Origin of the sequence: Burkholderia sp. CCA53 (assembly GCF_001685525.1) — a bacterium.
GTDB lineage: Bacteria > Pseudomonadota > Gammaproteobacteria > Burkholderiales > Burkholderiaceae > Burkholderia > Burkholderia multivorans.
On sequence record NZ_BDDJ01000001.1, the window covers coordinates 530,946 to 556,817 of the forward strand.

Consider the following 25,872-nt stretch of genomic DNA (forward strand, 5'->3'; position numbering starts at 1 on the left):
CCGTCGTGACGACACGCGACAGATTCTTATCCGACGACCGCCGAGGCCATCAAATAAAAAGGGAAGCGTGGCTTCCCATGTCTGGAGCGGGAGACGAGTCTCGAACTCGCGACCTCAACCTTGGCAAGGTTGCGCTCTACCAACTGAGCTACTCCCGCATTGTCCTGCATGCGCAGCGTCTTGCCGTACAACGCGCTGCCGAAAATCCTTGGAGCGGGAGACGAGTCTCGAACTCGCGACCTCAACCTTGGCAAGGTTGCGCTCTACCAACTGAGCTACTCCCGCGTTGTCCTGCATGTGCAGCGTCTTGCCGTACAACACGCTGCCGAAAATCCTGGAGCGGGAGACGAGTCTCGAACTCGCGACCTCAACCTTGGCAAGGTTGCGCTCTACCAACTGAGCTACTCCCGCGTATTGCGTTACCGCTGCTCCGCCACCGTTACTTCGTCGTGCAGCGGAGAAGCGAGATTATGTCGAAGGCACATTCGCGTGTCAAGGGCTTTTCGCGCCCTTTTTCCAAAAACTTTCGCCGTCCGCCCCGCGCGACGCGCATCACACGCCGCTGCGCTCGCGAATCTGCGGCCACGCGAGCTTCATGTAGTACAGCATCGACCAGATCGTCAGGACGGCCGCCAGATACATCAGCCACTCGCCCCACACGCGCGTGTCGATCGTCGCGACGCCGAGCGGCAGCGGCCCGTAGTACAGCAGCATCGGAATCGCGACCATCTGGCACGCAGTCTTGAACTTGCCGAGCTGGTTCACCGCGACGCTCTTCGACGCGCCGATCTGCGCCATCCATTCGCGCAACGCCGAAATCGCGATTTCGCGGCCGACGATCACGAGCGCGATCGCCGCATCGACGCGCGAGATCTGCACGAGGATCAGCAGCGCGGCCGTCACCATCAGCTTGTCGGCGACGGGATCGAGAAACGCGCCGAACGACGACGTCTGGTTCCATTTGCGCGCGAGAAAGCCGTCGAACCAGTCGGTCAGCGCCGCCAGGATGAAGATCGCCGCGGCCGCGAGATTGCGATGCGCGCCGCCCATCACCGTGTCCGGCAGATAGAACACGCCGACGACGAGCGGAATCAGCACGATCCGCACCCACGTCAGGAAAATCGGAAAATTGAACGGCATGGCATCCGGGACAGTAAAGGATTCGCAATTGTGCCGTGTCGATCGGCCCGCTACAAGAACGCCGGCGCCCGGGCCGCGCGGCCCGCGGCGGCCGCGTCAGTGAAGCTGCTTGTAGATCTGCTCGGCGAGCGCGTGCGAAATGCCGTCGACGCTCGCGAGCTCTTCGACGCTCGCCGCGACGACGCCGCGCAACCCGCCGAAGCGCGCGAGCAGCCGCTGGCGACGTTTCGCGCCGACGCCTTCGAGCTCCTCGAGCCGCGACGTCTGCCGCGCCTTCGCGCGCTTCGCGCGCATCCCGGTGATCGCGAAACGGTGCGCCTCGTCGCGGATCTGCGCGACGAGCATCAGCGCGGCGCTCTCCTTGCCGAGCTCGAGCGGCGCGCGGCCGTCGGCGAACACGAGCGTCTCGAGACCGACCTTGCGCCCCTCGCCCTTCGCGACGCCGACCAGCATCGACGTGTCGAGCCCCAGTTCCGTGAAGACCTGTCGCGCAATCTCGACCTGCCCCTTGCCGCCGTCGATCAGCACGATGTTCGGCAGCAGGCTCGACGTTTCGGCCTGACGCGTCGACTCGCCGTCGATGCCGGCCGCGTCGTCGGCAGCCGCCGCCTGCGCGGCCTGCTCGACCATCTTCTCGTAGCGGCGCGTGAGCACCTGGCGCATCGCCGCGTAGTCGTCGCCGGGCGTGATGCCGGTGATGTTGTAACGGCGGTACTCGCCCGACTGCATCTTGTGATGGTGATAGACGACGCACGACGCCTGCGTCGCCTCGCCCATCGTGTGGCTGATGTCGAAGCATTCGATGCGCAGCGTCGCCAGATCGTCGCACTCGAGGCCGAGCGTTTCCGCGAGCGCGCGCGTGCGCGCCTGCTGCGAGCCCTGCTCGGACAGCAGCCGCGCGAGCGCGATCTGCGCATTCTGTTCGGCCATCGACAACCATGCGCGCCGCTGTCCCTGCGGCTGCCGCACCAGCGACACCCTGTGGCCGGCCTGTTCGGACAGCAGCTCGAGCAGGTCGCGGCTCGCCGGCGCGTGACTGACGACGAGCACCGGCGGCACGCGATTGCCGAGGTAGTGCTGCGCGATGAACGCGTCGAGCACTTCGGCTTCGATCGACGCCGTCGTATCGTGCGTGCTGCCCGGCTCGCCGGCGGGCGCCTCCGCCGGGACGTCGGGCGCATCGATCGCGTCGGCATCCGTATCGTCGCCGAGGCCGCCCTCCGCGAGCGTAAGCGCGCTTTCGACGTGCGTCGGGAAATATGCCTTGTCGCCGAGATGGCGGCCGCCACGCACCATCGCGAGATTCACGCACACGCGCCCGCCCTGCGCGACCACCGCGAGGATGTCGACGTCGCTGTCGGTGCCGACCTCGATCGCCTGCTGATGCAGCACGGTCGCGAGCGAGCTCATCTGGTTGCGCACCGCCGCCGCCTGTTCGAACTTCAGCTCGGCCGCGAACGCATGCATCTTCTGCTCGAGCTCCTTCATCACTTCGGACTGCCGGCCGAGCAGGAAGCGCGCGGCATTCGACACATCGACGGCGTAGTCCTCGGCCGAAATCGCGCCGACGCACGGCGCGGTGCAGCGCCCGATCTGATGCAGCAGGCACGGCCGCGTGCGGTTGTTGAAGACCGAATCCTCGCAGGTGCGCAGCTGGAACACGCGCTGCAGGATCTGAATGCTCTCGCGCACGGCCCACGCGCTCGGGAACGGCCCGAAATACTGGTTCTGCTTGTCGACCGAGCCGCGGTAGTACGCCATCCGCGGAAAGCGATGCGAGGTCAGCTTCAGGTACGGATACGACTTGTCGTCGCGAAACAGGATGTTGTAGCGCGGCGCGAGCGCCTTGATCAGGTTGTTCTCGAGCAGCAGCGCCTCGGCTTCCGATCGCGTGACGGTCGTCTCGATGCGCGCGATGCGCGTGACCATCATCGCGATGCGCGGCGACAGCTGCGTCTTCGTGAAATAGCTCGACACGCGCTTTTTCAGGTCGCGGGCCTTGCCGACGTAGAGCACCGCACCGGCCGCGTCGTAATAGCGGTAGACGCCCGGCATATGCGGGAGCTGCGCGAGGATCTTCTTCGGTTCGAACGGAGTATCGGGGGCTTCTGCGGATGTCATGCGTGATCCGGGCGCCGTCGGGCGCGGAACGGGTCCATTAGAATCGCCAGTTTAGAGCATTCACCGATCCGCTTCGATGCCCGACACCGTCCCCGTCCACGTCGCCGCGCCGCCGCTCGCGCCGAACGAACCCGTCGCGTGCGACCTCTTCTGCGCCGTCATCGACAACTTCGGCGACATCGGCGTGTGCTGGCGTCTCGCGCGTCAGCTCGCCGACGAGCATGGCTGGCAGGTGCGCCTGCTCGTCGACGATCTGCACACGTTCGTGCGCCTCGTGCCGGACGTCGATCCCGACGCCGCGCGCCAGACGATCGACGGCATCGCGATCGAGCACTGGCACGCGGAGGTCGGCGACACGCTCGAGATCGCCGACGTCGTGATTGAAGCGTTCGCCTGCGAACTGCCGGCCGCGTACCTCGCGGCGATGGCACGCCGCGCGCGCCGCCCGGTATGGATCAATCTCGAATATCTGAGCGCCGAAGACTGGGTCGCCGATTTCCATCTGCGGCCGTCGCCGCATCCGCGCTACCCGCTGCTGAAGACGTTCTTCTTCCCCGGTCTGTCGGCCGGCACCGGCGGCGTGCTGAAGGAGCGCGACCTCGACGCGCGGCGCATCGCGTTCGAAACCGACGCGGCCGCGCGCGATGCTTGGTGGCGGCGCGCGACGGGCGGTGCGCCGCCCGCGCCCGACGCGACGGTCGTCAGTTTGTTCGCGTACGAGAACCCGGCCGTCGACGCGCTGCTCGCGCAATGGCGCGACGCGCCGTCGCCGGTCGTCGCGCTCGTGCCGGCGGGCCGCGTGTCGCCGGCGCTCGCACGATTTTTCGGGGTCGAGTCGTTCGGCGCTGGCGCGCAGGCCAGCCGCGGCAACCTGACCGCGCACGGGCTCGCGTTCGTCCCGCAGCCGGACTACGACGCGCTGCTGTGGAGCGCCGATCTCAATTTCGTGCGCGGCGAGGATTCATTCGTCCGCGCGCAGTGGGCGCGCAAGCCGTTCGTATGGCACATCTACCCGCAGGCCGACGATGCGCATCTGCCGAAGCTCGATGCCGCGCTCGCGCATCTGTCGGCCGGCCTCGCCGACGCGCCGCGCGCCGCGCTCGCACGCTTCTGGCATGCATGGAACGGAGCCGGCACGCCCGACTGGGCCGATTTATGGCAGCACCGCGCCGCGCTGCAGGCGAACGCCGAACGCTGGGCGGACGCGCTCGCGGCGGTCGGCGATCTCGCCGGAAAGCTGGCCGAATACGCAAAATCTCAGTTAAAATAAGCGGTTATCCGACGGCTGACCACGCAAGCGCTCGCTTTTGGCGCCCACGGAACCTCCCCGCTTGCGCTGTCAGCCGTTGTGCAACGCTCAGGCACCTATTTATTTGATTTGATCAGGACAGTTTTTTTATGAAGACCGCACAGGAACTCCGCGTAGGCAACGTCGTGCAGATCGGCAGCGACGCTTGGGTCATCTCGAAGACGGAATACAACAAGTCGGGCCGTAACGCCGCCGTCGTCAAGCTGAAGATGAAGAACCTGCTGACGAACGCAGGCCAGGAATCGGTCTACAAGGCCGACGACAAGTTCGACGTCGTCGTGCTCGACCGCAAGGAAGTGACGTACTCGTACTTCGCCGACCCGATGTACGTGTTCATGGACGCCGACTACAACCAGTACGAAGTCGAAGCGGAAATGATGGGCGACGCGCTCAACTACCTCGAGGACGGCATGGCGTGCGAAGTCGTGTTCTACAACGAGAAGGCGATCTCGGTCGAACTGCCGACGATCCTCGTTCGCGAGATCACGTACACGGAACCGGCCGTCAAGGGCGACACGTCGTCGGGCAAGGTGCTGAAGAACGCGAAGCTCGCGACGGGCTTCGAACTGCAGGTGCCGCTGTTCTGCAACACCGGCGACAAGATCGAAATCGACACGCGCACGCACGAGTACCGCAGCCGCGCGTAACCGCTCGCGATGCCGCATTGAACAAAGCGCCCTTCGGGGCGCTTTTTGTTTGTCCGTTCGCAACAGCGGCGCGCCGGACTCGGGCCGCGCGTCCGGCGTAAACAGCACAGAATCCGCTATCAAAACTATTCAATTTGTATCATAGGTAACTGTTTTATAGCAAAACGGAAATAATGTCCGTGACGCGTGCAGCGGGGCATAAAATCGGCTTTTAATCTCATCTCGAAATGCGGCTGCGGATTGACGGCCCGCCTCTCTTGAACCGACTCTCGCGTCCACCATGCCACACGCCCTGATTGTCGAAGACGATCCCAACAGCCTGTCCGGCCTCACCGCGCTGCTCGCCGCGGACGGTTTCTCCGTCGACACGGCCACGTCGCTCGCCGAAGCGCGCACCGCGCTCGGCCGATCGATCCCCGACGTCGTCCTGGTCGATCTGAACCTGCCGGACGGCAGCGGGTTCGACCTGCTCCAGCACCTGCCGCAACAGCAACCGAACGGGTCCTTGCCCGTGATCGTGCTGACCGGCAACGCGACAGTCGAAAGCGCGATCGAGGGTTTGCGTCACGGCATCTGGGACTATCTGCTCAAGCCGATCAACATCCCGCGCCTGCGCAGCCTGCTCGCGCGGATTCCGCGTCCGTACGAACTGATCGACGAAGTGCAGTCGCTGCGCACGTCGCTGCGTCAGCTCGGCCGCTTCGGCGCGCTGGTCGGGCGCAGCGAGGCGATGCAGCACGTGTACGACATGATCGAGCACAACGCGCGCACCGAAACGGCCGTGCTGTTCTCCGGCGAAGCGGGCACCGGCAAGAAGCTCGCCGCGCGCACGCTGCACGATCTGAGCCGCCGCCGCAAAGGGCCGTTCGTCTCGTTCGACTGCCGCACGCTCGCCCAGGCCGGCCGGCACGGCGCGTCGCTCGACAGCGTCCTGTTCGGCCACGAGCGCGGCGCGTTCGACGGCGCCGACCGGCGCGAGGTGGGCCTGTTCGAACAGGCGGGCGGCGGCACGCTGTTCCTCGACGAAATCACCGCGCTGCCGCTGGTGCTGCAGGAAGCGCTGCTGCACGCGCTCGACTCGCAGAACTTCATGCGGATCGGCGGCACGAGCACGATCGCGAGCGATTTCCGGCTGATCGCGGCGACGCGCCGCCCGGCACGCGAAGCGGTCGCAAACGGCACGCTGCGCGAGGATCTGTGGCTGCGTCTCGATGCGGCGTCGATCACGATGCCGCCGCTGCGCGAACGCGACGGCGACGCGCTCGCGATCGCCGACGCGCTGATCGACCAGCTGAACCGCGACGCGCATGCGACGGGCCGCGGCACGACCGACAAGCGCGCGGCGCCCGGTTTCGTGCGCGAATGTCTGTCGTACGAATGGCCGGGCAACGTGCGCGAGCTGCAGGAGCGCGTGCGCTTCGCGTACGACGCGTCCGGCGATTTCATCGAAACGCTGCGCGCGGGCGAAGCGAGCTTCGCGGCCGGTGCCGCGCTGAACGGCAGCAGCGTGCAGATCAAGGTCGGCACGCCGCTGTCGGACGTCGAGGACCTGTTGATCCGGGCGACGCTCGATGCGGTCGGCGGCACGCGCCACCGCGCGGCGACGCTGCTCGGCATCAGCCCGAAGACGCTGTACAACAAGCTGCAGCGGATGAAGGTGAATTGAGTGTGACCGGCGTTCGTTTCGGGCGCCGGCGGAGCTGGCCGTTAGTTGCAAACGAGCCCGATTCAGTCGCTCTCATTGAGAGAGCGCTTTAAGCGAAAAGCCGCGCAAACGCGCGGCTTTTTGTTTGATGCGACCGGCGCGCGGCGGCGTCGACCGCACCGCGCTCGCCTGCGCTCATTCGAGCGCGTCGGCCAGCAGCGCCTGCGCGCGCCGATACTCGGGCTGCTCGATCAGCTTGTCCCACTTGAGCGCCTTGCCGCGTGCGCGCATCCGCTTGATACGCCGTACGGAATCGACGCTGCGCTCGGCCTTCAGCTCGTTCAGCACGACTTCGGCCGCTTCCGGCTGATTGCACACGAGCACCATGTCGCAGCCGGCGGCGAGCGCCGCGTCGGCGGCCTGCGTCAGCGTGCCGCCCTCGCGCGCGGCTTCCATCGACAGATCGTCGCTGAAGATCGCGCCGGTAAAGCCGAGCCGGCCGCGCAGGATGTCCTGTAGCCACACGCGCGAGAAGCCGGCCGGGCGCGCGTCGACCTGCGTATAGATCACGTGCGCGGGAATCACGGCCGACAGCGACAGGCCGAGCCAGTCGTACGGCGCGACGTCGTGCGCGAGGATCGTCTCGAGCGAACGGTCGTCGGTCGGCAGCGCGACGTGCGAGTCCGCTTCCGCGAAACCGTGGCCGGGGAAATGCTTGCCGCAGTTCGCCATGCCGGCGAGCGCAAGCCCGTGATTCAGGCTCTTCGCGAGCAGCGTGACGACGCGCGGATCGCGATGGAACGCCCGATCGCCGATCACCTGCGACTGACCGTAGTCGAGGTCGAGCACCGGCGTGAAGCTCATGTCGATCCCGCACGCGCGCAGCTCGGCCGCGAGGATGTAGCCGACCGCGGTCGCCACGTTCGTCGCGAGCAGCACGTCGCGATCCCATAGCTCGCCGAGGCGGCGCATCGCCGGCAGCACCGTGAAGCCATCGGTGCGGAAGCGCTGCACGCGCCCGCCTTCGTGATCGACTGCAATCAGGATATCGTCGCGCACTGCGCGGATCGCATCGGTCAGCGCGGTCAGTTGCGCGCGGTTCTGAAAGTGCCGCGCGAACAGGATCACGCCGCCGGTGTTCGGATGCGCGAGACGCCGCGCATCGTCGCGCGACAGGGCCGTGCCGACGACGTCGAGCATGACCGGGCCGGGAGTCGTTTTCATCGAATCGGGAAATCCGTCAGGGAGTGGTTCGGGAAACAGCGGTGGGTACGTCGGGCGCAGGCACGTCGGTCTCGGCGATCACGAACGACACCGCGTAATCGCGCTCGTCGCTGACCGTCACGCGCGCGGCGATACCGCGCGCCGCGAGCCAGTCGGCGAGTTCGCCCGATGCGACGACGTACGGCTCGCCGCTCGGCCGGTTGAGCGTCTGCAACGCGCGCCAGGTCATCGGCCAATGCATGCCGAGCCCGATCGCCTTCGAGAACGCCTCCTTCGCGGAAAAGCGCGTCGCGAGAAACGCGATGCCGCGCGCCTCCGAACGTGCGCGGCGCGCATGGAACACGCGCAGTTCGTCGGGGCCGAGTACCTTCTCCGCGAAGCGTCCGCCGGTACGCTCGAGCACGGCCGCGACGCGGCTGACCTGCACGATGTCGGTGCCGATGCCGTAGATCGCCATGTCAGCTCCTTCGCGCCCGCAGCGGCGCCGCGTGCGCGGTCGACAGCCCGCATGCGACGCGCGTCGTACGCAACGACCGCATGGTCAGCGCGCGCCGCCGTGCAGCGCGGCGACGCGAGCCGCGACCATGATCGCCTTCATCTCGCGCACGGCATTGTCCCAGCCCGCGAAGATTGCGTGCGCGACGATCGCATGGCCGATGTTCAATTCGACGATGCCGTCGATCGCGGCGATCTGCTGCACGTTCGTGTAATGCAAGCCGTGCCCCGCGTTCACCTTCAGGCCGAGCTGCGTGCCGGTCTGCACGCCGGCGACGATGCGCTCGTATTCGCGCTGCTGCTCCGCTTCGTCGTGCGCATCGGCGTAGCGGCCCGTATGCAGTTCGATCACCGGCGCGCCCGCTTCGTGCGCGGCGCGAATCTGCGTGTCGTCCGGGTCGATGAACAGCGACACGCGCACGCCCGCATCGGCCAGCTGCTTGCACGCGGCGCGCACGGCCTCGAAACGGCCCGCGACGTCGAGCCCGCCTTCGGTCGTCAGTTCCTCGCGCTTTTCGGGCACGAGACACGCATCGTGCGGACGCACGTCGCACGCGATGTCGAGCATCTCGGCCGTCACCGCGCATTCGAGATTCATGCGCGTCTTCAGCAGCGGACGCAGCTTGCGTACATCGGCATCGACGATGTGACGGCGATCCTCGCGCAGATGCAGCGTGATCGCGTCCGCACCGGCTTCCTCCGCGGCGAGCGCCGCCCGGATCGGATCGGGATAGGTCGTGCCGCGCGCGTTGCGCAGCGTCGCGACGTGGTCGATGTTCACGCCGAGGTCGATGGCGGTGGGCGTCGTCAGGAAGAAGCTCATAGGTTTTGCAGGTCGATCAGGATCTGTCGCGTGGCGAGCGGCGTGCCGCCGAGATAAGTGTTCAGCAGGAAGCGCATCAGCGTCTTGCTTTGCGTCACCGTCTGGGGTCGATGGTAATCGTCCTGCTCCATGTCGAGCAACGTCTGCCCGGAAACGATCGGCCAGTGCGACGGGACGTCGTCGTCCGCGGGGCGCACGCCGCGTTCCGGATCGAACACGTAGCGTTGGTCGGGTTCGACGGCGCGACGCGCGACCGTCCGGTTCAGCGCCATCGCATAGCCGGTCTCGCGCAGCAGCACGCGCTCGAACGAACGCAGCACCTGCACGGCCGGCTCGCCGTGCGCGAGGCGCGTGAGCGTCAGCACATAGTGGTTGAACAGCGGCGGTTGCGGATCTTCGCGCGCGCAGAACTTGACGAGCAGTTCGTTCGCATAGAAGCCGCACAGCAACGCGTCGCCCGCGAGCGGCAGCATCCCGCCGACCCATTCGGCGCCCGTCAGCGTGCGGACCTCGGACTTGCCGGACCACGACAGCAGCAGCGGCTGAAACGTCTGCAGCACGCCGCGCAACGCGGAGTGCGGACGCTTCGCGCCCTTCGCGACGAGCGCGAGACGGCCGTGATCGCGCGTCAGCACGTCGACGATCAGGCTGGTTTCCCGATACGGATAGCTGTGCAGCACGAACGCCGGCTGCTCGGCGACGCGGAACTCGGACGTGCGGGCGGTCGCGCGCCGCGTCTTGCGCGGCGGCGCGGGCGGTGCAGGCAGCGGCGCGTCGTTCGCGCCGGCCGTTACCGCGTCTTCGGTCGACGCAGATGCGTCATTCGTACCCATAGGCGCGCAGCCCCGCCTCGTTGTCGGCCCAGCCGCTCTTCACCTTCACGAAGGTTTCGAGGTACACGGGGCCGTCGAACAGCTTTTCCATGTCCATCCGCGCCTCGGTGCTGATCTGCTTGAGCTTCGCGCCCTTCTTGCCGATCACCATCGCCTTGTGCGAGTCGCGCTCGACCAGAATCGTCGCGAAGATGCGCTTCAGGCGCCCTTCCTCCTCGAACTTGTCGATCACGACGGTGCTCGTGTAAGGCAGTTCGTCGCCGGTCCAGCGAAACACCTTCTCGCGCAGGATCTCGGCGGCGAGAAAGCGCGCGCTGCGATCGGTCAGGTCGTCCTCGCCGTAGATCGGCTCGCCTTCCGGCAGATACGGCTTGATCGTCTCGAGCAGACGCTGGATGTCCTCGGGATGCTTGGCCGACAGCGGCACGATTTCCGCGAACTCGCGCAACGCGCTGACCTGCTGCATGAACGGATAAAGCGTGGTCTTGTCGTTCACGCGGTCGAGCTTGTTCGCGATCAGCAGCGTCGGCACGCCCGGCGGGATCAGGTCGAGCACCTTCTGATCGTCGGGGCCGAAGCGGCCGGCCTCGATCACGAACAGGATCGCGTCGACCGACGTCAGCGTCGACGTGACGGCGCGGTTCAGCGAACGATTCAGTGCCGTGCTGTGGCGGGTCTGGAAGCCGGGCGTATCGACGAAGATGTACTGCGCGTCTTCGGTCGTGTTGATGCCGGTGATCCGGTGGCGCGTCGTCTGCGCCTTGCGCGACGTAATACTGATCTTCTGGCCGACGAGCGCGTTCATCAGCGTCGACTTGCCGACGTTCGGACGGCCCACGATCGCGATCATGCCGCAGCGGAAACCAGTAGGAGCGGGAGCGTTCATATCGATTGGGAGACAGGTTCGGAACCGGCCGCGCGGTGCGCGGCGCGATCGATGGGCAATTCAGTGGTCGGCATCGGCGACGCGCGCCGGCGCGGCGGCCACGCTCGCGGCGCCCGCCGACGTATCGGGGCCGGCAGCGGCGACGTCGGGCACGCGCGCCGCGGTGCGCGCATCGGCGGCCGCCGACTTGTCGGGGCGCGATGCCGTGTCGCCGGAAGCTGTCGAGGCGTCCGATGCGGCGCCGGCCGGCTTGTCGGCCGCACGCGGCGCGGCGTCGGCGCGATCGGGCGCTTTTTCGGCCGCCGGCTTGTCCGCCGCGGCTTTCGCGGCGCGCTCACCCTTGTCGGCCGCGGTTTCGACATGCGCCGCGCGAATCGCGGCAACGGGAGCGACGGCCGGCCGTTCGGCCGGCTCCGCGCCCGCTGCGGCAGCTGCCGCTGCAGCCTTCGCGTCGCGTGCAGCCGCGCGCTCCTTGCGCTCCGGCGAACGCAGATCGAGCGCTTCCTGCACGCCCTTCACGCCCGGCACGATCTCGGGTTCCGCCTGCTTGGCCGCGCGCGCGCTCTTGGAGCGCTTCGGCTTCGCCGCCAACATCGGCGCGGCCGCCATTACCTCGTCGAGCGCCTTCTTCGCGGCGGCCTGCTCGGCCGCGCGCCGGCTCGCGCCGGAACCCGACACCTTCACGTCGAGCTTCGGCACCGTACATTCCACTTCGAACTGCTGATTGTGCGCCGCACCATGCGTCGCGACGACGGTGTACGTCGGCAGCGCGATCTTGTGGCCCTGCAGGTATTCCTGCAGCAGCGTCTTGGCGTCCTTGCCCAGCGTGCGCGGATCGATGTGGTCGAGGATCGGCACGTAAAGGCGCTTGATGACCCCTTGGGCGGCTTCGAAGCCGCCATCGAGGAACACCGCCCCGATGATGGCTTCGAATGCGTCCGCGAGGATCGACGGGCGGCGGAAGCCGCCGCTGCGCAGCTCGCCTTCGCCGAGCCGCAAGCCTTCCGAGATATTGAGGGCCTGAGCGATTTCGTACAGCGACTGCTGCTTGACGAGATTCGCGCGCACGCGCGACAGATCCCCTTCGTCGAGCTTGCCGAAACGCTGGAACAAAAGGGCGGCCACCGCGCAATTCAGAACGGAATCGCCGAGAAACTCGAGCCGCTCGTTGTGCGTGGCACTGTGACTGCGATGGGTCAAAGCCTGGCGCAACAATTCCGCATTGCGAAATTCGTAGCGCAGCCGGCTTTCCAACTGGGATAGGGGCATGTGCAGGAGTATAACGCGGGCGCCGTTCGGGCCGAAACGGCGCGGCCGGACGCGAAAAGGCGTGACGAAGCGGTGTTACCGCCGGTTTTTAAAGTAGTTCGGCAATACGCGGCGCGGCCCGTGCGCCGCGTATTGCATGCGAGCCGAGCGCGATCAGTCGAAGGAACCGATGCGCTTCAGGTCGCTGAAGTTCATCCAGATGAAGAACGCGCGGCCGACGATGTTCTTGTCGGGCACGAAGCCCCAGTAGCGGCTGTCCGCGCTGTTGTCGCGGTTGTCGCCCATCATGAAGTAGTGGCCCGGCGGCACCTTGCAGATCACGCCGCGGCTGTTGTACGTGCAGTTGTCGCGATACGGATAGTCATATGCGCCCATCACGAACGGCGGCACGGCCGGGTTGTTCAGGATCGCGTTCTTCTTGTTGCCGATCGTCTCTTCGAACTGCTTCGCGTAATTCTGCCGCTCGTCGTCGAAGTAATCGGGCAACGGCGTTTCGGGCACCGGCTGGCCGTTGATCGTCAGCTGCTTGTCCTGGTACGCGACCGTGTCGCCCGGCAGACCGATCACGCGCTTGATGTAGTCGACCGATTCGTCCTTCGGGTAGCGGAACACGACGACGTCGCCGCGCGCGAGCGGGCTACCCTGCGTGATCTTCGTGTTCGTGATCGGCATGCGCAGCCCGTACTCGAACTTGTTCACGAGGATGAAGTCGCCGACGAGCAGCGTCGGCACCATCGAGCCCGACGGAATCTTGAACGGCTCGACGATGAACGAACGCACGACGAACACCGCGAGAATCACCGGGAAAAAGCTCGCCGTGTATTCGAGCCACCACGGCTGGCGCAGCTTCTCGTCGCGCAGCTTCGAGCGCGTCTGCACCGCGTTTTCGTCTGCGAAACGCTTGTCGATCCGCGACTGCTGCCGATCGAACTCTTCGACCGCCGCCTCGGCCGCCTTGCGGCGCCGCGGCAGGAACACCAGTTTGTCGAGCACCCACGCTACGCCCGTCACGATGACGAGCACAAAAAGAATCAGCGCAAAATTCATAAAAGGATCAGTCCTGTTATTTGTCTTCGACGCGCAAGATCGCGAGGAACGCCTCCTGCGGGATCTCGACCGAACCCACCTGCTTCATTCGTTTCTTGCCTTCTTTCTGCTTCTCGAGCAGTTTCTTCTTACGCGTGATGTCGCCGCCGTAGCACTTCGCGAGCACGTTCTTGCGCAACGCCTTGATGTTCTCGCGCGCGATGATGTGCGCGCCGATCGCAGCCTGGATCGCCACGTCGTACATCTGCCGCGGGATGATTTCGCGCATCTTCGCGGCGACTTCGCGGCCGCGGTACTGCGACTGCGAACGGTGGACGATGATCGACAGCGCGTCGACCTTGTCGCCGTTGATCAGCATGTCGACCTTGACGACGTCCGACGAGCGGTATTCCTTGAACTCGTAGTCCATCGACGCATAGCCGCGCGACACCGACTTCAGGCGATCGAAGAAATCGAGCACGATCTCGGCCATCGGGATTTCGTACGTCAGCTGCACCTGGCGGCCGTGATACTGCATGTTGATCTGCGAGCCGCGCTTCTGTTCGCACAGCGTGATCACGGACCCGACGTAGTCCTGCGGCATGTACAGGTTCACGGTGACGATCGGCTCGCGGATCTCGGCGATGCGCGCGGGCTCCGGCATCTTCGCCGGGTTCTCGACCATGATCGTCGAGCCGTCGCTCTGCACGACCTCGTAGACGACCGTCGGTGCGGTCGTGATGAGGTCCATGTCGAATTCGCGCTCGAGCCGCTCCTGCACGATTTCCATGTGCAGCAGCCCGAGGAAGCCGCAGCGGAAACCGAAGCCGAGCGCCTGCGACACTTCCGGCTCGTACTGCAGCGATGCGTCGTTGAGCTTCAGCTTCTCGAGCGATTCGCGCAGCGCGTCGTATTGGTTCGCCTCGACCGGATAGAGGCCCGCGAACACCTGCGGCTTCACTTCCTTGAAGCCCGGCAGCGGCTCGGCCGCGGCCTTCGTCGCATGCGTGACCGTATCGCCGACCTTCGCGGCCGTCAGTTCCTTGATGCCGGCGATGATGAAGCCCACCTGCCCCGCCGACAGCGATTCCAGATTGCGCGACTTCGGCGTGAACACGCCGATGTGCTCGACCGGATACTGCGCGCCGGTCGCCATCAGCTTGATCTTGTCCTTCGGACGCAGCGTGCCGTTCACGATGCGCACGAGCATCACGACGCCGACGTAGTTGTCGAACCAGGAGTCGATGATCAGCGCCTGCAGCGGCGCGGCCGGATCGCCCTTCGGCGGCGGCACCTTCGCGATCAGCGCCTCGAGCACGTCCTCGACGCCGAGGCCCGTCTTCGCGCTGCAGCGCGTGGCGTCGGACGCGTCGATGCCGATCACGTCCTCGATCTCGGCGATCGCGTTCTCGGGGTTCGCGGCCGGCAGGTCGATCTTGTTCAGCACCGGCACGACCTCGACGCCGAGCTCGATCGCCGTGTAGCAGTTCGCGACCGTCTGCGCTTCGACGCCCTGGCTTGCATCGACGACGAGCAGCGCGCCCTCGCACGCGGACAGGGAACGGCTGACCTCGTACGAGAAATCGACGTGCCCCGGCGTATCGATCAGGTTCAGGTTGTAGACCTTGCCGTCGCGCGCGCGATACGACAATGCAGCCGTCTGCGCCTTGATCGTGATGCCGCGCTCGCGCTCGATGTCCATCGAGTCGAGCACCTGCGCTTCCATTTCACGGTCGGCGAGACCGCCGCAGACCTGGATGATGCGATCCGCGAGCGTCGACTTGCCATGGTCGATGTGCGCGATGATCGAGAAATTGCGAATATGATCCATTCAGTGCCGATCAAGCGAAAAAGGCGCGCTCGACGACCGCGGAGCACGCCTTGTAAGTCGGTGAAAAAACGGCCTATTTTAGCCGAAAAGGCCTTCGCCGGGCGGTAATTTGGGCTTGCCGGTAGGGGCCGCCGGTTGGGCTTGCCGGTTGGGCTCGCCCGCCGGCCTCGGCGCCGCGCGGACCGCCCGCATGCGCCGAACGACGCCCTCAGCGTCGCGCCGCGAGCGCGTTGCGCACCTTCGCGTCGTCGAAGCGGTGCCGGCATACCTCGGTGCCGTCCAGCAGCAGCACCGGCACGTCCTCGTCGTAGCGCGCGACGAGCGCCGGATCGGCATCGATGTCGACATAGTCGACCGCCACGCCGAATTCGGCGGCGACCGGTGCCAGCGCGTCGCGCATGTCGTCGCAGAGATGGCACCAGCCGCGGCCGTAGAGCGTGAACATCGCGCGTTACTTCTGGCGCGGCCGCACCGGCACGAACTGCGTGTTGTCGCCGCGTCGCACGAGCACCGCGACGGCCTTCTGCGCGTCGAGCTGCGACGTCACTTCGGCGAACTGCTTCGCGCTCGTGATGTCGGTGTCGCCGACGCGCAGCACGATGTCGCCGCGCTGCAGGCCGGCGCGCGCGGCCGGGCCGTCGACGCCGTCCACCTGCACGCCGTTCTTCAGCTTCAACGCCTTCAGCTGATCGGCCGACAGGTCGCTGACCGTCAGGCCGAGCGCATTGCTCTGGCGCGGCTTCTGCGGCGCGTTCTTGCGCGGATCGGCCTTCGCGGTCGTATCGGACGGCGTCTCTGCGATCGTGATCGGCAGGTCGCGCGCCTGACCCTTGCGCCATACGGTGACGGTCGCCTTCGTGCCCGGCTTCGTGTCGCCGACCATGCGCGGCAGGTCGGATGCCGTATCGACCGCGCGGCCGTTGAACTTCAGGATGATGTCGCCCGGCTGGACGCCCGCCTTGTCGGCCGGGCCGCCCGGCTCGACGCTGCTGACGAGCGCGCCCTCCGCCTTCGGCAGTCCGATCGAGTCGGCCACGTCCTTCGTCACCTCGCCGATCGCGACCGCGATCCGGCCGCGCGTGACCTTGCCGGTCGCTTTCAGCTGATCGGCGACGCGCATCGCCTCGTCGATCGGGATCGCGAACGAAATGCCCATGAAGCCGCCGGTGCGGCTGTAGATCTGCGAATTGATGCCGATCACCTCGCCCTGCATGTTGATCAGCGGGCCGCCCGAGTTGCCGGGGTTCACGGCGACGTCGGTCTGGATGAACGGCAGGTAATCGCCGGTGTTGCGGCTCTTCGAGCTGACGATACCGGCCGTGACCGTGTTGTCGAGGCCGAACGGCGAGCCGATCGCGACGACCCACTCGCCGACGCGCACCTTGTTGGAATCGCCGATCGCGACGACCGGCAGATTCGACGCCTGGATCTTCACGACCGCGACGTCCGTGCGGTCGTCGACGCCGATCAGCTTCGCCTTGAATTCGCGCTTGTCGGTGAGCGTCACGTAGATCGTGTCCGCGTCGTCGACGACGTGCGCGTTCGTCATCACGTAGCCGTCGGCCGAGACGATGAAGCCCGAGCCGACGCCGCGGTTCTGCTCGGTGTCGGGCGGGTTGTCGGGCGCCGGTGCGTTTTTGGGATTGCCGGGCGCCTGCGGCAGCGGAATGCCGAAGAAGCGCCGGAAGAATTCCGACATGTCGCCGTTGTCGAAACCGGGCGGCAGCCCGCCGCGCGGGCCGGACGGCACGTTCGCGGTGGTGCGGATGTTCACGACGGCCGGCCCGACCTTTTCGACCAGATCGGCGAAATCGGGCAGGCTGGCAGCGGGGACCGGCGCGGCGGCCGCGGTGTGCGGCACGAGCGGCAGGCAGGCGGACAGCGCCGCCGCCGCAAGCCATTTGCGCAGCGTGATTTTCATCATGTCGGAAGCCGTAGCGTTACTTGGAAGCCTTGTATTCTATGGCAGACGCGAACTGCTGCAACGTTGCCGGCGGAACTTCGCCGAGCACGGTGATCCAGTAGTCGCCGCGGCGCTTGACGAGCACGTGCGTCGCGCCGGTGCTGCCCGCGCCTTCCTTGCGCGAATTCTTTTCGGCCGGTTCGATGAAGACGGAGATCGTCGCGAGCCCGTCGGTGAACACGGCCTGATCGACTGCGATCGGCGGATCGCCCGCATCGCGCGCGGCCATCGGCCGGCGCACCTCGCGGATCTTCTGGAAGCCCGCGACGCCCGGTGCGATCTGCCAGCCCTGCGCCTCCATGTCGACCGTCGCCACCGGCGGACGGACGACCGTCCAGCCGCCGAGGTTGCGCATGCCGGCCGCGATCGCAGCCTTGTCGCCGCCGGCCGCGCCCGTCTGCAGCTGCGAGAACGCGATCTGCTCGAGTACGCGATCGTTCGCGTCGAGCGTCTGCGAGCGCAGCAGCAGGCCCGTGCGCGCATCGACCCACAGCTTGTAGGTAAAACGATAGGCGTCCTTCGGGACGAGTTCGACGACCTGCGCGTCGATGCCGGCAACGCGATCCTTGCCGAGCAGCTTCGCGTCGTAGACGGACATCACGTGCTCGCCGCTCGCCCCGAGCAGCGCGGGGAACGAATCGCGCGTCTGCCGGCGCTCGACCACGCAGAGCTTGCGCTCGGGCACGAAGGTATAGAGCTCGTCGTTATGGCGCAGCAGCTTGCGCGGCTTGCCGTCGAGCGTTTCGATCCGTTCGAACTCGCCGTCGCGCGACGCGATGTGCGCGATGCGCGACGACTGGACGTATCCGCCGCGCTGATAGACGAACGTGCCTTCGTAGGTCTGCTGCTGCGCCGCCTGCTGGATGCGGTCGAGCCATTCCGCGGCGGCCTTGCGGGTCGCGACGGGATCGTCCGGTTGCTGGGCGCTGGCAGGAAGGGATTGAACGGACAACAGCGCGGCTGCGCAAAGCAGGAGGGCCGGCAGCCGCTTCCATCCGGAGATGGCGTGATTCAACCGCAATGTCCGCATCGAGTTTATTGGCCTGGCGTGGTGGACACGGCAGCGCGGATCAGCGGCATCGAGCCCGTGACGACGGGCTGCTGCGCGAATTGCTGGTGCGCTTCAAGGTATTGATCGAGACTCGCGTCGCGAATGATGTTGACGTCCTGCAGCCCCGGCTGTGCCGATGCCTGCGCAACCGTCACGCGCTGCAGGCCGCCGTTCGCCGGTGCACCGACCGACGCGACCTGGACGGCGCCCGGCGTGCCGGCCGTCTGCATCTGCGGAACGACGATCCACGTCAGCGTGGCCGCCGCGGCAGCGACGGCGAACGCGGGCACCACGCGACGGCGCAGCGACAGCAGCTTGCGGGTGACGGGCGCGGCCGCCGGCGCGAGCAGGTGCGGCTCGGCTTCGAGCGCGGCCGACATGCGCGCGGTGAACGCCGCGCTCAGCGCGGGCGACAGCGCCAGCTCGTCCGAGCGCAGCGCATCGCCGATCAGGTGGTAGTGGGCCCACGCAGCGCGATCCGCGCGGTCGAGCTCAGCCAGAAACTGCCCGTGATCCGGGCCGTCGAACATTTCGCCGTCGACCAGAGCGGAAAGGCGCTCGCCGTGCGAGCACGCTTGCGACTGCGTATTGACCGACCCCATGATGCTCCCCATCTTGCACACCCCGTCGTGACTTCACGACTCTATCCGTAACTAGACCCCGACCCGCGTCGTTGCGCCCGTCGGCGGCGCTTACCAGCGCTTGCCTTCCGGCGTATCGAGCAGCGGACGCAATTTCGCAGCGATTGCCTCGCGCGCCCGGAAAATCCGCGACCGGACCGTGCCGATCGGACAGCCCATCATTTCCGCGATTTCCTCGTAGCTGAGACCTTCGATCTCGCGCAGCGTGATCGCCTGGCGCAACTCCTCCGGCAGCGCGGCCATCGCCGTGTTGACCGTTTCGGCAATCTGCTTGCTCATCAACATCGACTCAGGCGTGTTGATATCCCTTAGTTGGTCTGCGTCGGAGAAAGTTTCCGCCTCCTCGGCATCGGCCTCGGTCGACGTCGGCGCCCGGCGGCCCTGCGTCGCAAGGTAGTTCTTGGCCGTATTGACGGCAATCCGGTACAACCACGTGTAGAACGCGGACTCGCCGCGAAACTGCGGCAACGCCCGATACGCCTTGATGAACGCGTCCTGCGCCACATCCTCGACCTCGGCGGGGTCCCGCACGAGGCGCGAGATCAGCCGAATGATCTTGCGGTGGTATTTGGAGACCAGGAGTTCGAACGCTGCCTTGTCGCCTTTCTGAACGCGCTCGACCAGAACCTGATCGATTTCTTTTTCACTCACCTGACAAATCCGTTAACTAGGGATGCAACGCGGAGCGCTATTGTAACGTTCCCGCGCCGGCCGCTGCGCGCGCCGCTGGTTACGCGTCGTAACAGCCCGTGCCGTCATGCGCGCGCCGCCCGGCCCGCGCTGCGCGCGAGCACCGCCAGTGCGCTGAACGACGCGCCGTCGAGCGCATCGGCCGGAATCAGCAGCGGCCGCGCCCGCCGGGCGCCCTGCCCGACCGACAGCACGAGCAGCAGGCTGCTCCAGTGTGCATGCCCGGTCACGCGACCGCGCGCGAGCAGCCGGCCGCCGCGGCCAAACGCCGCAACTTCCCCGAATGCATCGATCTGCAGCTCGTGCGGCAAGCGCCGCGCGCATGCGCGCACCGCGCCGATCGCCAGTAGCGCCGCCGTGGCGGCCGCGACGCACGCGCCCGTCACGATACCGGCCCGCGGCGCGCAGAACAGGTACGCGGATGCCGCGGCCGCCGCGACGAACGCGGCCAGCACGACATACGACACGGCCGAGGCCCGCAGCGAGAAACGCTGCGGACGCCCGGCCGGTGCATCGAATGGACTCGTCAAGCGATGTAGGCGTCAGACGCGCTTGAACACCAGCGTGCCGTTGGTGCCGCCGAAGCCGAAGTTGTTCTTCACGGCCACGTCGATCTTCATCTCACGCGCGGTGTTCGCGCAGTAGTCGAGATCGCACTCCGGGTCCTGGTTGAAGATGTTGATGGTCGGCGGCGACACGTTGTTATGCAGCGCGAGCACCGTGAACACCGATTCGAGGCCGCCCGCGCCGCCCAGCAGGTGGCCCGTCATCGACTTCGTCGAGTTCACGACGATCTTGTACGCGTGATCGCCGAAAGCCGCCTTCACCGCGTCGGATTCGTTCTTGTCGCCAAGCGGCGTCGACGTGCCGTGCGCGTTCAGGTACTGGACCTCGTCCGCGTTCACGCCGGCGTCGCGCAGCGCCGCGACCATGCAGCGGCGCGGGCCGTCCATGTTCGGCGCGGTCATGTGGTACGCGTCGCCCGTCATGCCGAAGCCCGCGACTTCCGCGTAGATCTTCGCGCCGCGCGCCTTCGCCGATTCGTACTCCTCGAGCACCATCACGCCGGCCCCTTCGCCGAGCACGAAGCCGTCGCGGTCCTTGTCCCACGGACGCGATGCGGTGGCCGGATCGTCGTTGCGGGTCGACAGCGCGCGCGCGGCCGCGAAGCCGCCGATGCCGAGCGGCGACACCGTCGATTCGGCGCCGCCGGCGACCATCACGTCCGCGTCGCCGGCCTGGATCAGGCGCGCCGCGAGGCCGATGCTGTGCAGGCCGGTCGTGCAGGCCGTGACGGCGGCGAGGTTCGGGCCCTTCAGGCCGAACATGATGCTCAGGTGGCCCGAGATCATGTTGATGATCGAACCCGGCACGAAAAACGGCGAAATACGGCGTGCGCCGCGATCGACGTAGGTCTGGTGCGTGTCTTCGATCATCGGCAGACCGCCGATGCCCGAGCCGACCAGCACGCCGATGCGTTCGGCATTCGCTTCGGTCACTTCCAGCCCGCTGTCCTTCAGCGCCTGGATGCCGGCCGCGATGCCGTAATGGATAAACGTATCCATGTTGCGGGCTTCCTTCGCCGGGATGTATTCCTCGGCGTTGAAACCCTTCACCTCGCCCGCGAAATGCACGGCCAGGTTCGACGCATCGAACTTCGTGACGGTGGCGATACCGGACTTGCCGGCGACGAGATTGGCCCAGCCGTCGGCAACATTATTGCCAACAGGCGAAATCAGCCCCAGGCCTGTAACGACAACACGACGGCGGCTCACGGTAACCTCTTTTCCATTGGATGACAAAAACAAAAGCCACAGTGGCCACAGGAACCAGCCCTGCGAGCCCTGTGGCTGTTAGTCCGTCCGGCGAGGATGCCGGCAGGATGGCGCGTCAAACGCGAAGATCGCGGCGACGTGACAGACGAGCGCGGCTGCGCTTACGCCTTGACGTTCGCGCGAGCGTAGTCGATCGCTTGCTGAACCGTCGTGATCTTCTCCGCCTCTTCGTCCGGGATTTCCATGCCGAACTCGTCTTCCAGAGCCATCACCAGTTCGACGGTGTCGAGCGAGTCGGCGCCCAGGTCGTTCACGAACGAAGCTTCGTTCTTGATCTCGGCTTCGGCGACGCCCAGTTGTTCGGCGACGATCTTCTTGACACGTTGTTCGATGTTGTCCATTACCCCTCCGAGGGAAAGTTCAGATTTACAAGTGCGCGCATTTTATCAGGTTTGCCCAAGGCAAAACGCGCGTTGGCTTGATGGTCGATCAAGCGCCGATCCGCCTGAAAAACGGGATACGGCGCGGATGGTAAACGAAAATGCTCAAGACATGTACATGCCGCCGTTCACGTGCAGCGTCGTGCCGGTGATGTAACCGGCCTGCGGCGATGCGAGGAACGCGACGGCGTGTGCAATGTCTTCCGGGCTGCCGAGGCGGCCGAGCGGAATCTGCGTTTTCAGTGCGGCCTGCTGCTCTTCCGGCAGCGTCTTCGTCATGTCGGTATCGATGAAGCCCGGCGCGACGCAGTTCACGGTGATGCCGCGGCTGCCGATCTCACGCGCGAGCGCACGCGTCATGCCCGCCACGCCAGCCTTCGCGGCCGCGTAGTTGGCCTGACCCGGATTGCCGGTCGAACCGACCACCGACGTGATGTTGATGATGCGGCCGCCGCGCGCCTTCATCATCGGACGCAGCACCGCACGCGACAGGCGGAACACCGACTTCAGGTTCGTATCGATCACCGCGTCCCAGTCCTCGTCCTTCATGCGCATCGCAAGCTGATCCTGCGTGATGCCGGCATTGTTGACGAGCACGTTCAGCGCGCCGAACTCCTTCACGGTCGCGTCGATCACCGCTTCGGCCGCGGCGGCGTCGTTGACGTTCAGCACCGCGCCGCGGCCCGTCACGCCGGCCTCCGCGAAGGCGGCCGTGATCGCGGCGGCGCCCGACTCGCTCGTCGCCGTGCCGATCACCGTCGCACCGAGGCGCGCGAGTTCGAGCGCAATCGCACGGCCGATACCGCGCGATGCGCCGGTCACGATCGCGACCTGTTTATCGAGAGTCTTTTCCATGAATCGAATATCCGTCTCTTGAGGAACGGCGCCGCGTTACGCGGTCACCAGCTTGAGCGCTTCGTCGAGCGACGCCGGATCGAACACCGATGCGCCCGTCAGGTTGCCGTCGATGCGCTTCGTCAGGCCCGCGAGCACCTTGCCCGGCCCGCATTCGATCACGTGCGTGACGCCCGTGCCCGCGATGTGCTTCACGCATTCGACCCAGCGCACGGGGCCCGCCGCCTGGCGCACGAGCGCGTCCTTGATCGCCGCCGGATCGCTGACGACCGCGACGTCGATGTTGTTCACCACCGGAATCTGCGGCGCCTTCACCTCGACGTTCGCGAGACAGTCGCGCAGCTGATCCGACGCGGGCTTGAGCAGCGACGAGTGGAACGGCGCGGACACCGGCAGCGGCAGCGCGCGCTTCGCGCCCTTCGCCTTCGCGACTTCGCATGCCTTTTCGACGGCCGCCTTCGCGCCCGCGATCACGACCTGCGCCGGCGCGTTGAAGTTCACGGCTTCGACCACGCCTTCGCTCGACGCTTCCGCGCACACGGCACGCACGGTATCGTCATCGAGGCCGAGGATCGCGGCCATCCCGCCCTGACCGACCGGCACCGCGGTCTGCATCGCCTGCGCACGGAAGCGCACGAGCGGCACCGCGTCCTTGAACGCGATCGCACCGGCGGCGACGAGCGCCGTGTATTCGCCGAGGCTGTGCCCCGCGACGATCGACGGCGCCGGACCGCCCGCCTGCTGCCACGCGCGATAGCACGCATAGGCGGCCGTCAGCATCACCGGCTGCGTATTCGTCGTCAGATTCAGTTCTTCGGCAGGGCCTTCGGCGATCAGCTTGCCGAGATCCTGGTTCAGCGCATCGGACGCTTCCTGCAGCGTCTCGCGCACGACGGCGAGATCGGCGAATGCGTTCAGCATGCCGACGGACTGCGAGCCCTGCCCCGGAAAAACGAATGCAAATTTCATATCGTCCCCAATTGAATCGGTTCGAGCGGCGCGCACGAACGGCGCGCCGAAGGGAGCGCGCGCCATGCGCGCGCGACGGATCAGTAGCGGAAGACCGACGCGCCCCACGTGAAGCCGCCGCCGACGCCTTCGATCAGCACGTGCTGACCGCGCTGGATGCGGCCGTCGCGCACCGCGGCATCGAAGGCGAGCGGAATCGACGCGGCGGACGTGTTGCCGTGCTCGCCGACCGTCACGACCATGCGTTCCTGCGGCAGCCCGAGCTTGCGGCACGTGCTCGTCATGATCCGGATGTTGGCCTGATGCGGAATCAGCCAGTCGACCTGCTCGGGCGCGAGATTCGCCTTCGCGAGCGCTTCGATCGCGACCTTCTCGAGCACGTTGACCGCGAGCTTGAACACGGCTTGTCCGTCCATGTGCAGGAACGCGCTGCCGTCGATCACGCCGCGGTTCACGTTGCCCGGCGTGCACAGGATGTGCGAATAGCTGCCGTCCGCGTGCAGCGCGCTGCCGAGCACGCCCGGCTCTTCGGAGGCGGACAGGATCACCGCGCCCGCGCCGTCGCCGAACAGCACACAGGTGGTGCGGTCCTTGAAATCGAGAATGCGCGAGAACGTCTCCGCGCCGACGACGAGCGCCGTGCGGTGCTGGCCGCTGCGGATGAAGCTGTCGGCCGTCGCCATCGCATACGCGAACCCCGAGCACACGGCCTGAACGTCGAACGCCGCCCCGCCGTTCTTGATGCCGAGCTTGTTCTGCAGCAGGCAGGCGGTGCTCGGAAACACGAAATCGGGGGTCGAAGTCGCGACGATGATCAGGTCGATCGACTGCGGATCGATATCGGCCGCCTCGATCGCGCGGCGCGACGCCTCGAGCGCGAGATCGCTCGTCGTCACGTCCGGCGCGGCGAAATGGCGCGCGTGGATGCCCGTGCGTGCCACGATCCATTCATCGCTCGTCTCGATACCTTCCTTCGCAAGACGATCGGCGAGCTGCTGGTTCGTGACACGGTCGGGCGGCAGATAGCTGCCCGTGCCGAGCACGCGGGAATAGAGAGTCGATTGGGCCATTTATGCTTTAGAGGATTGCGCAGCGGAAGGTTCGGCGTGATGGCCTGCGGCCGGGCTCACGGGGCCCGCACCGCCTGCGTCGTGTTCGCCGTCGCCGAGCGACACCGAATTGTCCGCCATCGCGCGCGTGAGGCGCTCCAGCACGCCGTTTTTGACGGCATCATACCCGCGTTTGATCGCCCACTCAAACGCGTACGCGTCGGCCGAACCGTGGCTCTTGATCACGAGGCTCTTCAGCCCCAGCAGCGCCGCGCCGTTGTACTGCCGATGGTCGACGCGCTTCTTGAAGCGCATCAGCACGGGCAGCGCGAGCAGCGCCATCAGCTTCGACAGCAGCGAACGGCCGAACTCCTCGCGGATGATGTCGGAGAGCATCTGCGCGAGCCCTTCCGACGTCTTCAGCGCGACGTTGCCGACGAAGCCGTCGCAGACGATCACGTCCACGGTGCCCTTGTAGATGTCGTTGCCTTCGACGTTGCCGCGGAAATTGAGCGTGCTCGCGCGCAGCAGTTCGCCGGCGCGCTTGATCGTCTCGTTGCCCTTGATCACTTCTTCGCCGATGTTCAGCAGGCCGATCGTCGGTCGGTCCTTGCCTTCGAGCGCCGCGACGAGCGCGTGGCCCATCTCCGCGAACTGCAGCAGATGCTGCGGTTCGCAGTCGACGTTCGCACCGAGGTCGAGCATCATCGTGTAGCCGGTCGGATTCGGCAGCGAGAACGCGATCGCGGGCCGCTCGATACCGGGCAGCGTCTTCAGCACGTAACGCGACACGGCCATCAGCGCGCCGGTGTTGCCGGCCGAGATGCACGCCTGCGCCTCGCCGTCCTTCACGTGATTCAGCGCGACGCGCATCGAAGAATCCTTCTTCTTGCGCAGCGCGACTTCGACAGGATCGTCCATCGCCACGACTTCGGTGGCGGGCACGATGGACAGCGCGGGATCGTCGAGGGCTTTCAGCTTCTTGAGCTGCGCGCGGATCGCGCTTTCGATGCCGACGAGCATCAGATGCGCATCGGGATGCGCACGAACGAACTTGACTGCCGCGGGAACGGTCACGGACGGGCCGTGGTCGCCTCCCATGCAGTCGATTGTGAGCTTTACGGTCATGGAATGCGACGAATTTCAGGCACAAAAAAGCGGCAGTTGAATGCCGCCTTTTTGTTGAGCCA

25 protein-coding genes and 3 tRNA genes are annotated in these 25,872 nt (G+C 66.4%); 3 read left to right on the plus strand and 25 right to left on the minus strand.

Annotated features, from left to right (window positions below; all coding sequences use genetic code 11):
- Window positions 1-82: 82 nt before the first annotated feature.
- The 5 genes from BCR55_RS02405 to uvrC form a co-directional block, all read right to left on the minus strand.
- A tRNA-Gly gene (locus BCR55_RS02405) sits at window positions 83-158 on the minus strand.
- Between the two features lie 51 nt (window positions 159-209).
- Window positions 210-285: transfer RNA gene (locus BCR55_RS02410), tRNA-Gly, on the minus strand.
- 50 nt (window positions 286-335) lie between these two features.
- Window positions 336-411: transfer RNA gene (locus BCR55_RS02415), tRNA-Gly, on the minus strand.
- A 141-nt stretch (window positions 412-552) separates the two neighbouring features.
- The gene (pgsA, locus tag BCR55_RS02420; protein WP_065494129.1) at window positions 553-1,140 is read right to left on the minus strand and encodes a CDP-diacylglycerol--glycerol-3-phosphate 3-phosphatidyltransferase; all 588 of its coding nucleotides are present in this window, start codon (window positions 1,138-1,140) and stop codon (window positions 553-555) included.
- A 96-nt stretch (window positions 1,141-1,236) separates the two neighbouring features.
- On the minus strand, window positions 1,237-3,261 hold the full coding sequence (uvrC, locus tag BCR55_RS02425; RefSeq protein ID WP_065494130.1) for an excinuclease ABC subunit UvrC: 2,025 nt from the start codon (window positions 3,259-3,261) through the stop codon (window positions 1,237-1,239).
- A gap of 76 nt (window positions 3,262-3,337) precedes the next feature.
- On the opposite strand from uvrC, the gene earP reads away from it, so the two are divergent.
- The 3 genes from earP to BCR55_RS02440 all read left to right on the plus strand — a co-directional run bounded on the left by earP (window position 3,338) and on the right by BCR55_RS02440 (window position 6,883).
- Complete coding sequence (gene earP / locus BCR55_RS02430) at window positions 3,338-4,531, plus strand: elongation factor P maturation arginine rhamnosyltransferase EarP (protein WP_006409248.1); 1,194 nt, start codon at window positions 3,338-3,340, stop codon at window positions 4,529-4,531.
- Window positions 4,532-4,659: 128 nt separating this feature from the next.
- Window positions 4,660-5,217 carry an elongation factor P gene (efp, locus tag BCR55_RS02435; protein ID WP_006401252.1) on the plus strand — a complete coding sequence of 186 codons (558 nt, stop codon included), beginning with the start codon at window positions 4,660-4,662 and terminating at the stop codon, window positions 5,215-5,217.
- Window positions 5,218-5,497: 280 nt separating this feature from the next.
- Window positions 5,498-6,883 carry a sigma-54 dependent transcriptional regulator gene (locus BCR55_RS02440; protein WP_006401253.1) on the plus strand — a complete coding sequence of 462 codons (1,386 nt, stop codon included), beginning with the start codon at window positions 5,498-5,500 and terminating at the stop codon, window positions 6,881-6,883.
- Window positions 6,884-7,057: 174 nt separating this feature from the next.
- On the opposite strand, the gene nagZ is transcribed toward BCR55_RS02440, so the two are convergent.
- The 20 genes from nagZ to plsX all read right to left on the minus strand — a co-directional run bounded on the left by nagZ (window position 7,058) and on the right by plsX (window position 25,810).
- A complete protein-coding gene (gene nagZ / locus BCR55_RS02445) occupies window positions 7,058-8,086 on the minus strand; it encodes a beta-N-acetylhexosaminidase (protein ID WP_065494131.1) in 1,029 nt (342 codons plus the stop codon).
- A 16-nt stretch (window positions 8,087-8,102) separates the two neighbouring features.
- Window positions 8,103-8,543 carry a holo-ACP synthase gene (acpS, locus tag BCR55_RS02450; RefSeq protein WP_006401256.1) on the minus strand — a complete coding sequence of 147 codons (441 nt, stop codon included), beginning with the start codon at window positions 8,541-8,543 and terminating at the stop codon, window positions 8,103-8,105.
- 84 nt (window positions 8,544-8,627) lie between these two features.
- Window positions 8,628-9,404 (minus strand): pyridoxine 5'-phosphate synthase, encoded by a 777-nt coding sequence (gene pdxJ, locus BCR55_RS02455; RefSeq protein ID WP_006401257.1) that lies wholly within the window; start codon window positions 9,402-9,404, stop codon window positions 8,628-8,630.
- Window positions 9,401-10,237 carry a DNA repair protein RecO gene (gene recO / locus BCR55_RS02460; RefSeq protein ID WP_006409243.1) on the minus strand — a complete coding sequence of 279 codons (837 nt, stop codon included), beginning with the start codon at window positions 10,235-10,237 and terminating at the stop codon, window positions 9,401-9,403. The genes pdxJ and recO overlap by 4 nt, the downstream gene beginning before the upstream one ends.
- On the minus strand, window positions 10,224-11,123 hold the full coding sequence (gene era / locus BCR55_RS02465; RefSeq protein ID WP_006401259.1) for a GTPase Era: 900 nt from the start codon (window positions 11,121-11,123) through the stop codon (window positions 10,224-10,226). Before era ends, recO begins: the two co-directional genes overlap by 14 nt.
- A 60-nt stretch (window positions 11,124-11,183) precedes the next feature.
- A complete protein-coding gene (gene rnc / locus BCR55_RS02470) occupies window positions 11,184-12,392 on the minus strand; it encodes a ribonuclease III (protein ID WP_053297488.1) in 1,209 nt (402 codons plus the stop codon).
- A gap of 153 nt (window positions 12,393-12,545) precedes the next feature.
- Window positions 12,546-13,439: a signal peptidase I gene (gene lepB, locus BCR55_RS02475; protein ID WP_065494132.1), complete on the minus strand. Its 894-nt coding sequence runs from the start codon at window positions 13,437-13,439 to the stop codon at window positions 12,546-12,548.
- 16 nt (window positions 13,440-13,455) lie between these two features.
- On the minus strand, window positions 13,456-15,249 hold the full coding sequence (gene lepA, locus BCR55_RS02480) for a translation elongation factor 4 (protein ID WP_006401262.1): 1,794 nt from the start codon (window positions 15,247-15,249) through the stop codon (window positions 13,456-13,458).
- A gap of 208 nt (window positions 15,250-15,457) precedes the next feature.
- The gene (locus BCR55_RS02485) at window positions 15,458-15,694 is read right to left on the minus strand and encodes a glutaredoxin family protein (RefSeq protein ID WP_006401264.1); all 237 of its coding nucleotides are present in this window, start codon (window positions 15,692-15,694) and stop codon (window positions 15,458-15,460) included.
- A 6-nt stretch (window positions 15,695-15,700) separates the two neighbouring features.
- Window positions 15,701-17,173, minus strand: a complete 1,473-nt coding sequence (locus tag BCR55_RS02490; protein ID WP_006401265.1) for a DegQ family serine endoprotease — start codon at window positions 17,171-17,173, stop codon at window positions 15,701-15,703.
- A gap of 16 nt (window positions 17,174-17,189) precedes the next feature.
- Window positions 17,190-18,242, minus strand: coding sequence for a MucB/RseB C-terminal domain-containing protein (locus BCR55_RS02495; protein WP_035489319.1), 1,053 nt, complete (start codon window positions 18,240-18,242; stop codon window positions 17,190-17,192).
- 5 nt (window positions 18,243-18,247) lie between these two features.
- Window positions 18,248-18,865: a sigma-E factor negative regulatory protein gene (locus tag BCR55_RS02500; protein WP_006408138.1), complete on the minus strand. Its 618-nt coding sequence runs from the start codon at window positions 18,863-18,865 to the stop codon at window positions 18,248-18,250.
- Window positions 18,866-18,955: 90 nt separating this feature from the next.
- On the minus strand, window positions 18,956-19,555 hold the full coding sequence (rpoE, locus tag BCR55_RS02505; RefSeq protein ID WP_006401268.1) for an RNA polymerase sigma factor RpoE: 600 nt from the start codon (window positions 19,553-19,555) through the stop codon (window positions 18,956-18,958).
- A 104-nt stretch (window positions 19,556-19,659) separates the two neighbouring features.
- Window positions 19,660-20,124, minus strand: a complete 465-nt coding sequence (locus BCR55_RS02510) for a hypothetical protein (protein ID WP_006401269.1) — start codon at window positions 20,122-20,124, stop codon at window positions 19,660-19,662.
- A 12-nt stretch (window positions 20,125-20,136) separates the two neighbouring features.
- Window positions 20,137-21,369, minus strand: coding sequence for a beta-ketoacyl-ACP synthase II (fabF, locus tag BCR55_RS02515; RefSeq protein ID WP_006415542.1), 1,233 nt, complete (start codon window positions 21,367-21,369; stop codon window positions 20,137-20,139).
- A 161-nt stretch (window positions 21,370-21,530) separates the two neighbouring features.
- Window positions 21,531-21,770 (minus strand): acyl carrier protein, encoded by a 240-nt coding sequence (gene acpP / locus BCR55_RS02520; RefSeq protein ID WP_004197638.1) that lies wholly within the window; start codon window positions 21,768-21,770, stop codon window positions 21,531-21,533.
- A 144-nt stretch (window positions 21,771-21,914) separates the two neighbouring features.
- Window positions 21,915-22,664 (minus strand): 3-oxoacyl-ACP reductase FabG, encoded by a 750-nt coding sequence (gene fabG / locus BCR55_RS02525; protein ID WP_065494133.1) that lies wholly within the window; start codon window positions 22,662-22,664, stop codon window positions 21,915-21,917.
- Between the two features lie 36 nt (window positions 22,665-22,700).
- The gene (gene fabD / locus BCR55_RS02530; RefSeq protein ID WP_065494134.1) at window positions 22,701-23,633 is read right to left on the minus strand and encodes an ACP S-malonyltransferase; all 933 of its coding nucleotides are present in this window, start codon (window positions 23,631-23,633) and stop codon (window positions 22,701-22,703) included.
- Between the two features lie 80 nt (window positions 23,634-23,713).
- Complete coding sequence (locus BCR55_RS02535; RefSeq protein WP_006401273.1) at window positions 23,714-24,703, minus strand: beta-ketoacyl-ACP synthase III; 990 nt, start codon at window positions 24,701-24,703, stop codon at window positions 23,714-23,716.
- Window positions 24,704-25,810 carry a phosphate acyltransferase PlsX gene (gene plsX, locus BCR55_RS02540; protein ID WP_065494135.1) on the minus strand — a complete coding sequence of 369 codons (1,107 nt, stop codon included), beginning with the start codon at window positions 25,808-25,810 and terminating at the stop codon, window positions 24,704-24,706.
- Between the last annotated feature and the right edge of the window lie 62 nt (window positions 25,811-25,872).

Coding starts and splice junctions, on each gene's coding strand:
- pgsA (WP_065494129.1), bottom strand. CDS start 1,140: ATGCCGTTCAATTTTCCGATTTTCCTGACGTGGGTGCGGATCGTGCTG.
- uvrC (WP_065494130.1), bottom strand. CDS start 3,261: ATGACATCCGCAGAAGCCCCCGATACTCCGTTCGAACCGAAGAAGATC.
- earP (WP_006409248.1), top strand. CDS start 3,338: ATGCCCGACACCGTCCCCGTCCACGTCGCCGCGCCGCCGCTCGCGCCG.
- efp (WP_006401252.1), top strand. CDS start 4,660: ATGAAGACCGCACAGGAACTCCGCGTAGGCAACGTCGTGCAGATCGGC.
- BCR55_RS02440 (WP_006401253.1), top strand. CDS start 5,498: ATGCCACACGCCCTGATTGTCGAAGACGATCCCAACAGCCTGTCCGGC.
- nagZ (WP_065494131.1), bottom strand. CDS start 8,086: ATGAAAACGACTCCCGGCCCGGTCATGCTCGACGTCGTCGGCACGGCC.
- acpS (WP_006401256.1), bottom strand. CDS start 8,543: ATGGCGATCTACGGCATCGGCACCGACATCGTGCAGGTCAGCCGCGTC.
- pdxJ (WP_006401257.1), bottom strand. CDS start 9,404: ATGAGCTTCTTCCTGACGACGCCCACCGCCATCGACCTCGGCGTGAAC.
- recO (WP_006409243.1), bottom strand. CDS start 10,237: ATGGGTACGAATGACGCATCTGCGTCGACCGAAGACGCGGTAACGGCC.
- era (WP_006401259.1), bottom strand. CDS start 11,123: ATGAACGCTCCCGCTCCTACTGGTTTCCGCTGCGGCATGATCGCGATC.
- rnc (WP_053297488.1), bottom strand. CDS start 12,392: ATGCCCCTATCCCAGTTGGAAAGCCGGCTGCGCTACGAATTTCGCAAT.
- lepB (WP_065494132.1), bottom strand. CDS start 13,439: ATGAATTTTGCGCTGATTCTTTTTGTGCTCGTCATCGTGACGGGCGTA.
- lepA (WP_006401262.1), bottom strand. CDS start 15,249: ATGGATCATATTCGCAATTTCTCGATCATCGCGCACATCGACCATGGC.
- BCR55_RS02485 (WP_006401264.1), bottom strand. CDS start 15,694: ATGTTCACGCTCTACGGCCGCGGCTGGTGCCATCTCTGCGACGACATG.
- BCR55_RS02490 (WP_006401265.1), bottom strand. CDS start 17,173: ATGATGAAAATCACGCTGCGCAAATGGCTTGCGGCGGCGGCGCTGTCC.
- BCR55_RS02495 (WP_035489319.1), bottom strand. CDS start 18,242: ATGCGGACATTGCGGTTGAATCACGCCATCTCCGGATGGAAGCGGCTG.
- BCR55_RS02500 (WP_006408138.1), bottom strand. CDS start 18,865: ATGGGGTCGGTCAATACGCAGTCGCAAGCGTGCTCGCACGGCGAGCGC.
- acpP (WP_004197638.1), bottom strand. CDS start 21,770: ATGGACAACATCGAACAACGTGTCAAGAAGATCGTCGCCGAACAACTG.
- fabG (WP_065494133.1), bottom strand. CDS start 22,664: ATGGAAAAGACTCTCGATAAACAGGTCGCGATCGTGACCGGCGCATCG.
- fabD (WP_065494134.1), bottom strand. CDS start 23,633: ATGAAATTTGCATTCGTTTTTCCGGGGCAGGGCTCGCAGTCCGTCGGC.
- BCR55_RS02535 (WP_006401273.1), bottom strand. CDS start 24,703: ATGGCCCAATCGACTCTCTATTCCCGCGTGCTCGGCACGGGCAGCTAT.
- plsX (WP_065494135.1), bottom strand. CDS start 25,810: ATGACCGTAAAGCTCACAATCGACTGCATGGGAGGCGACCACGGCCCG.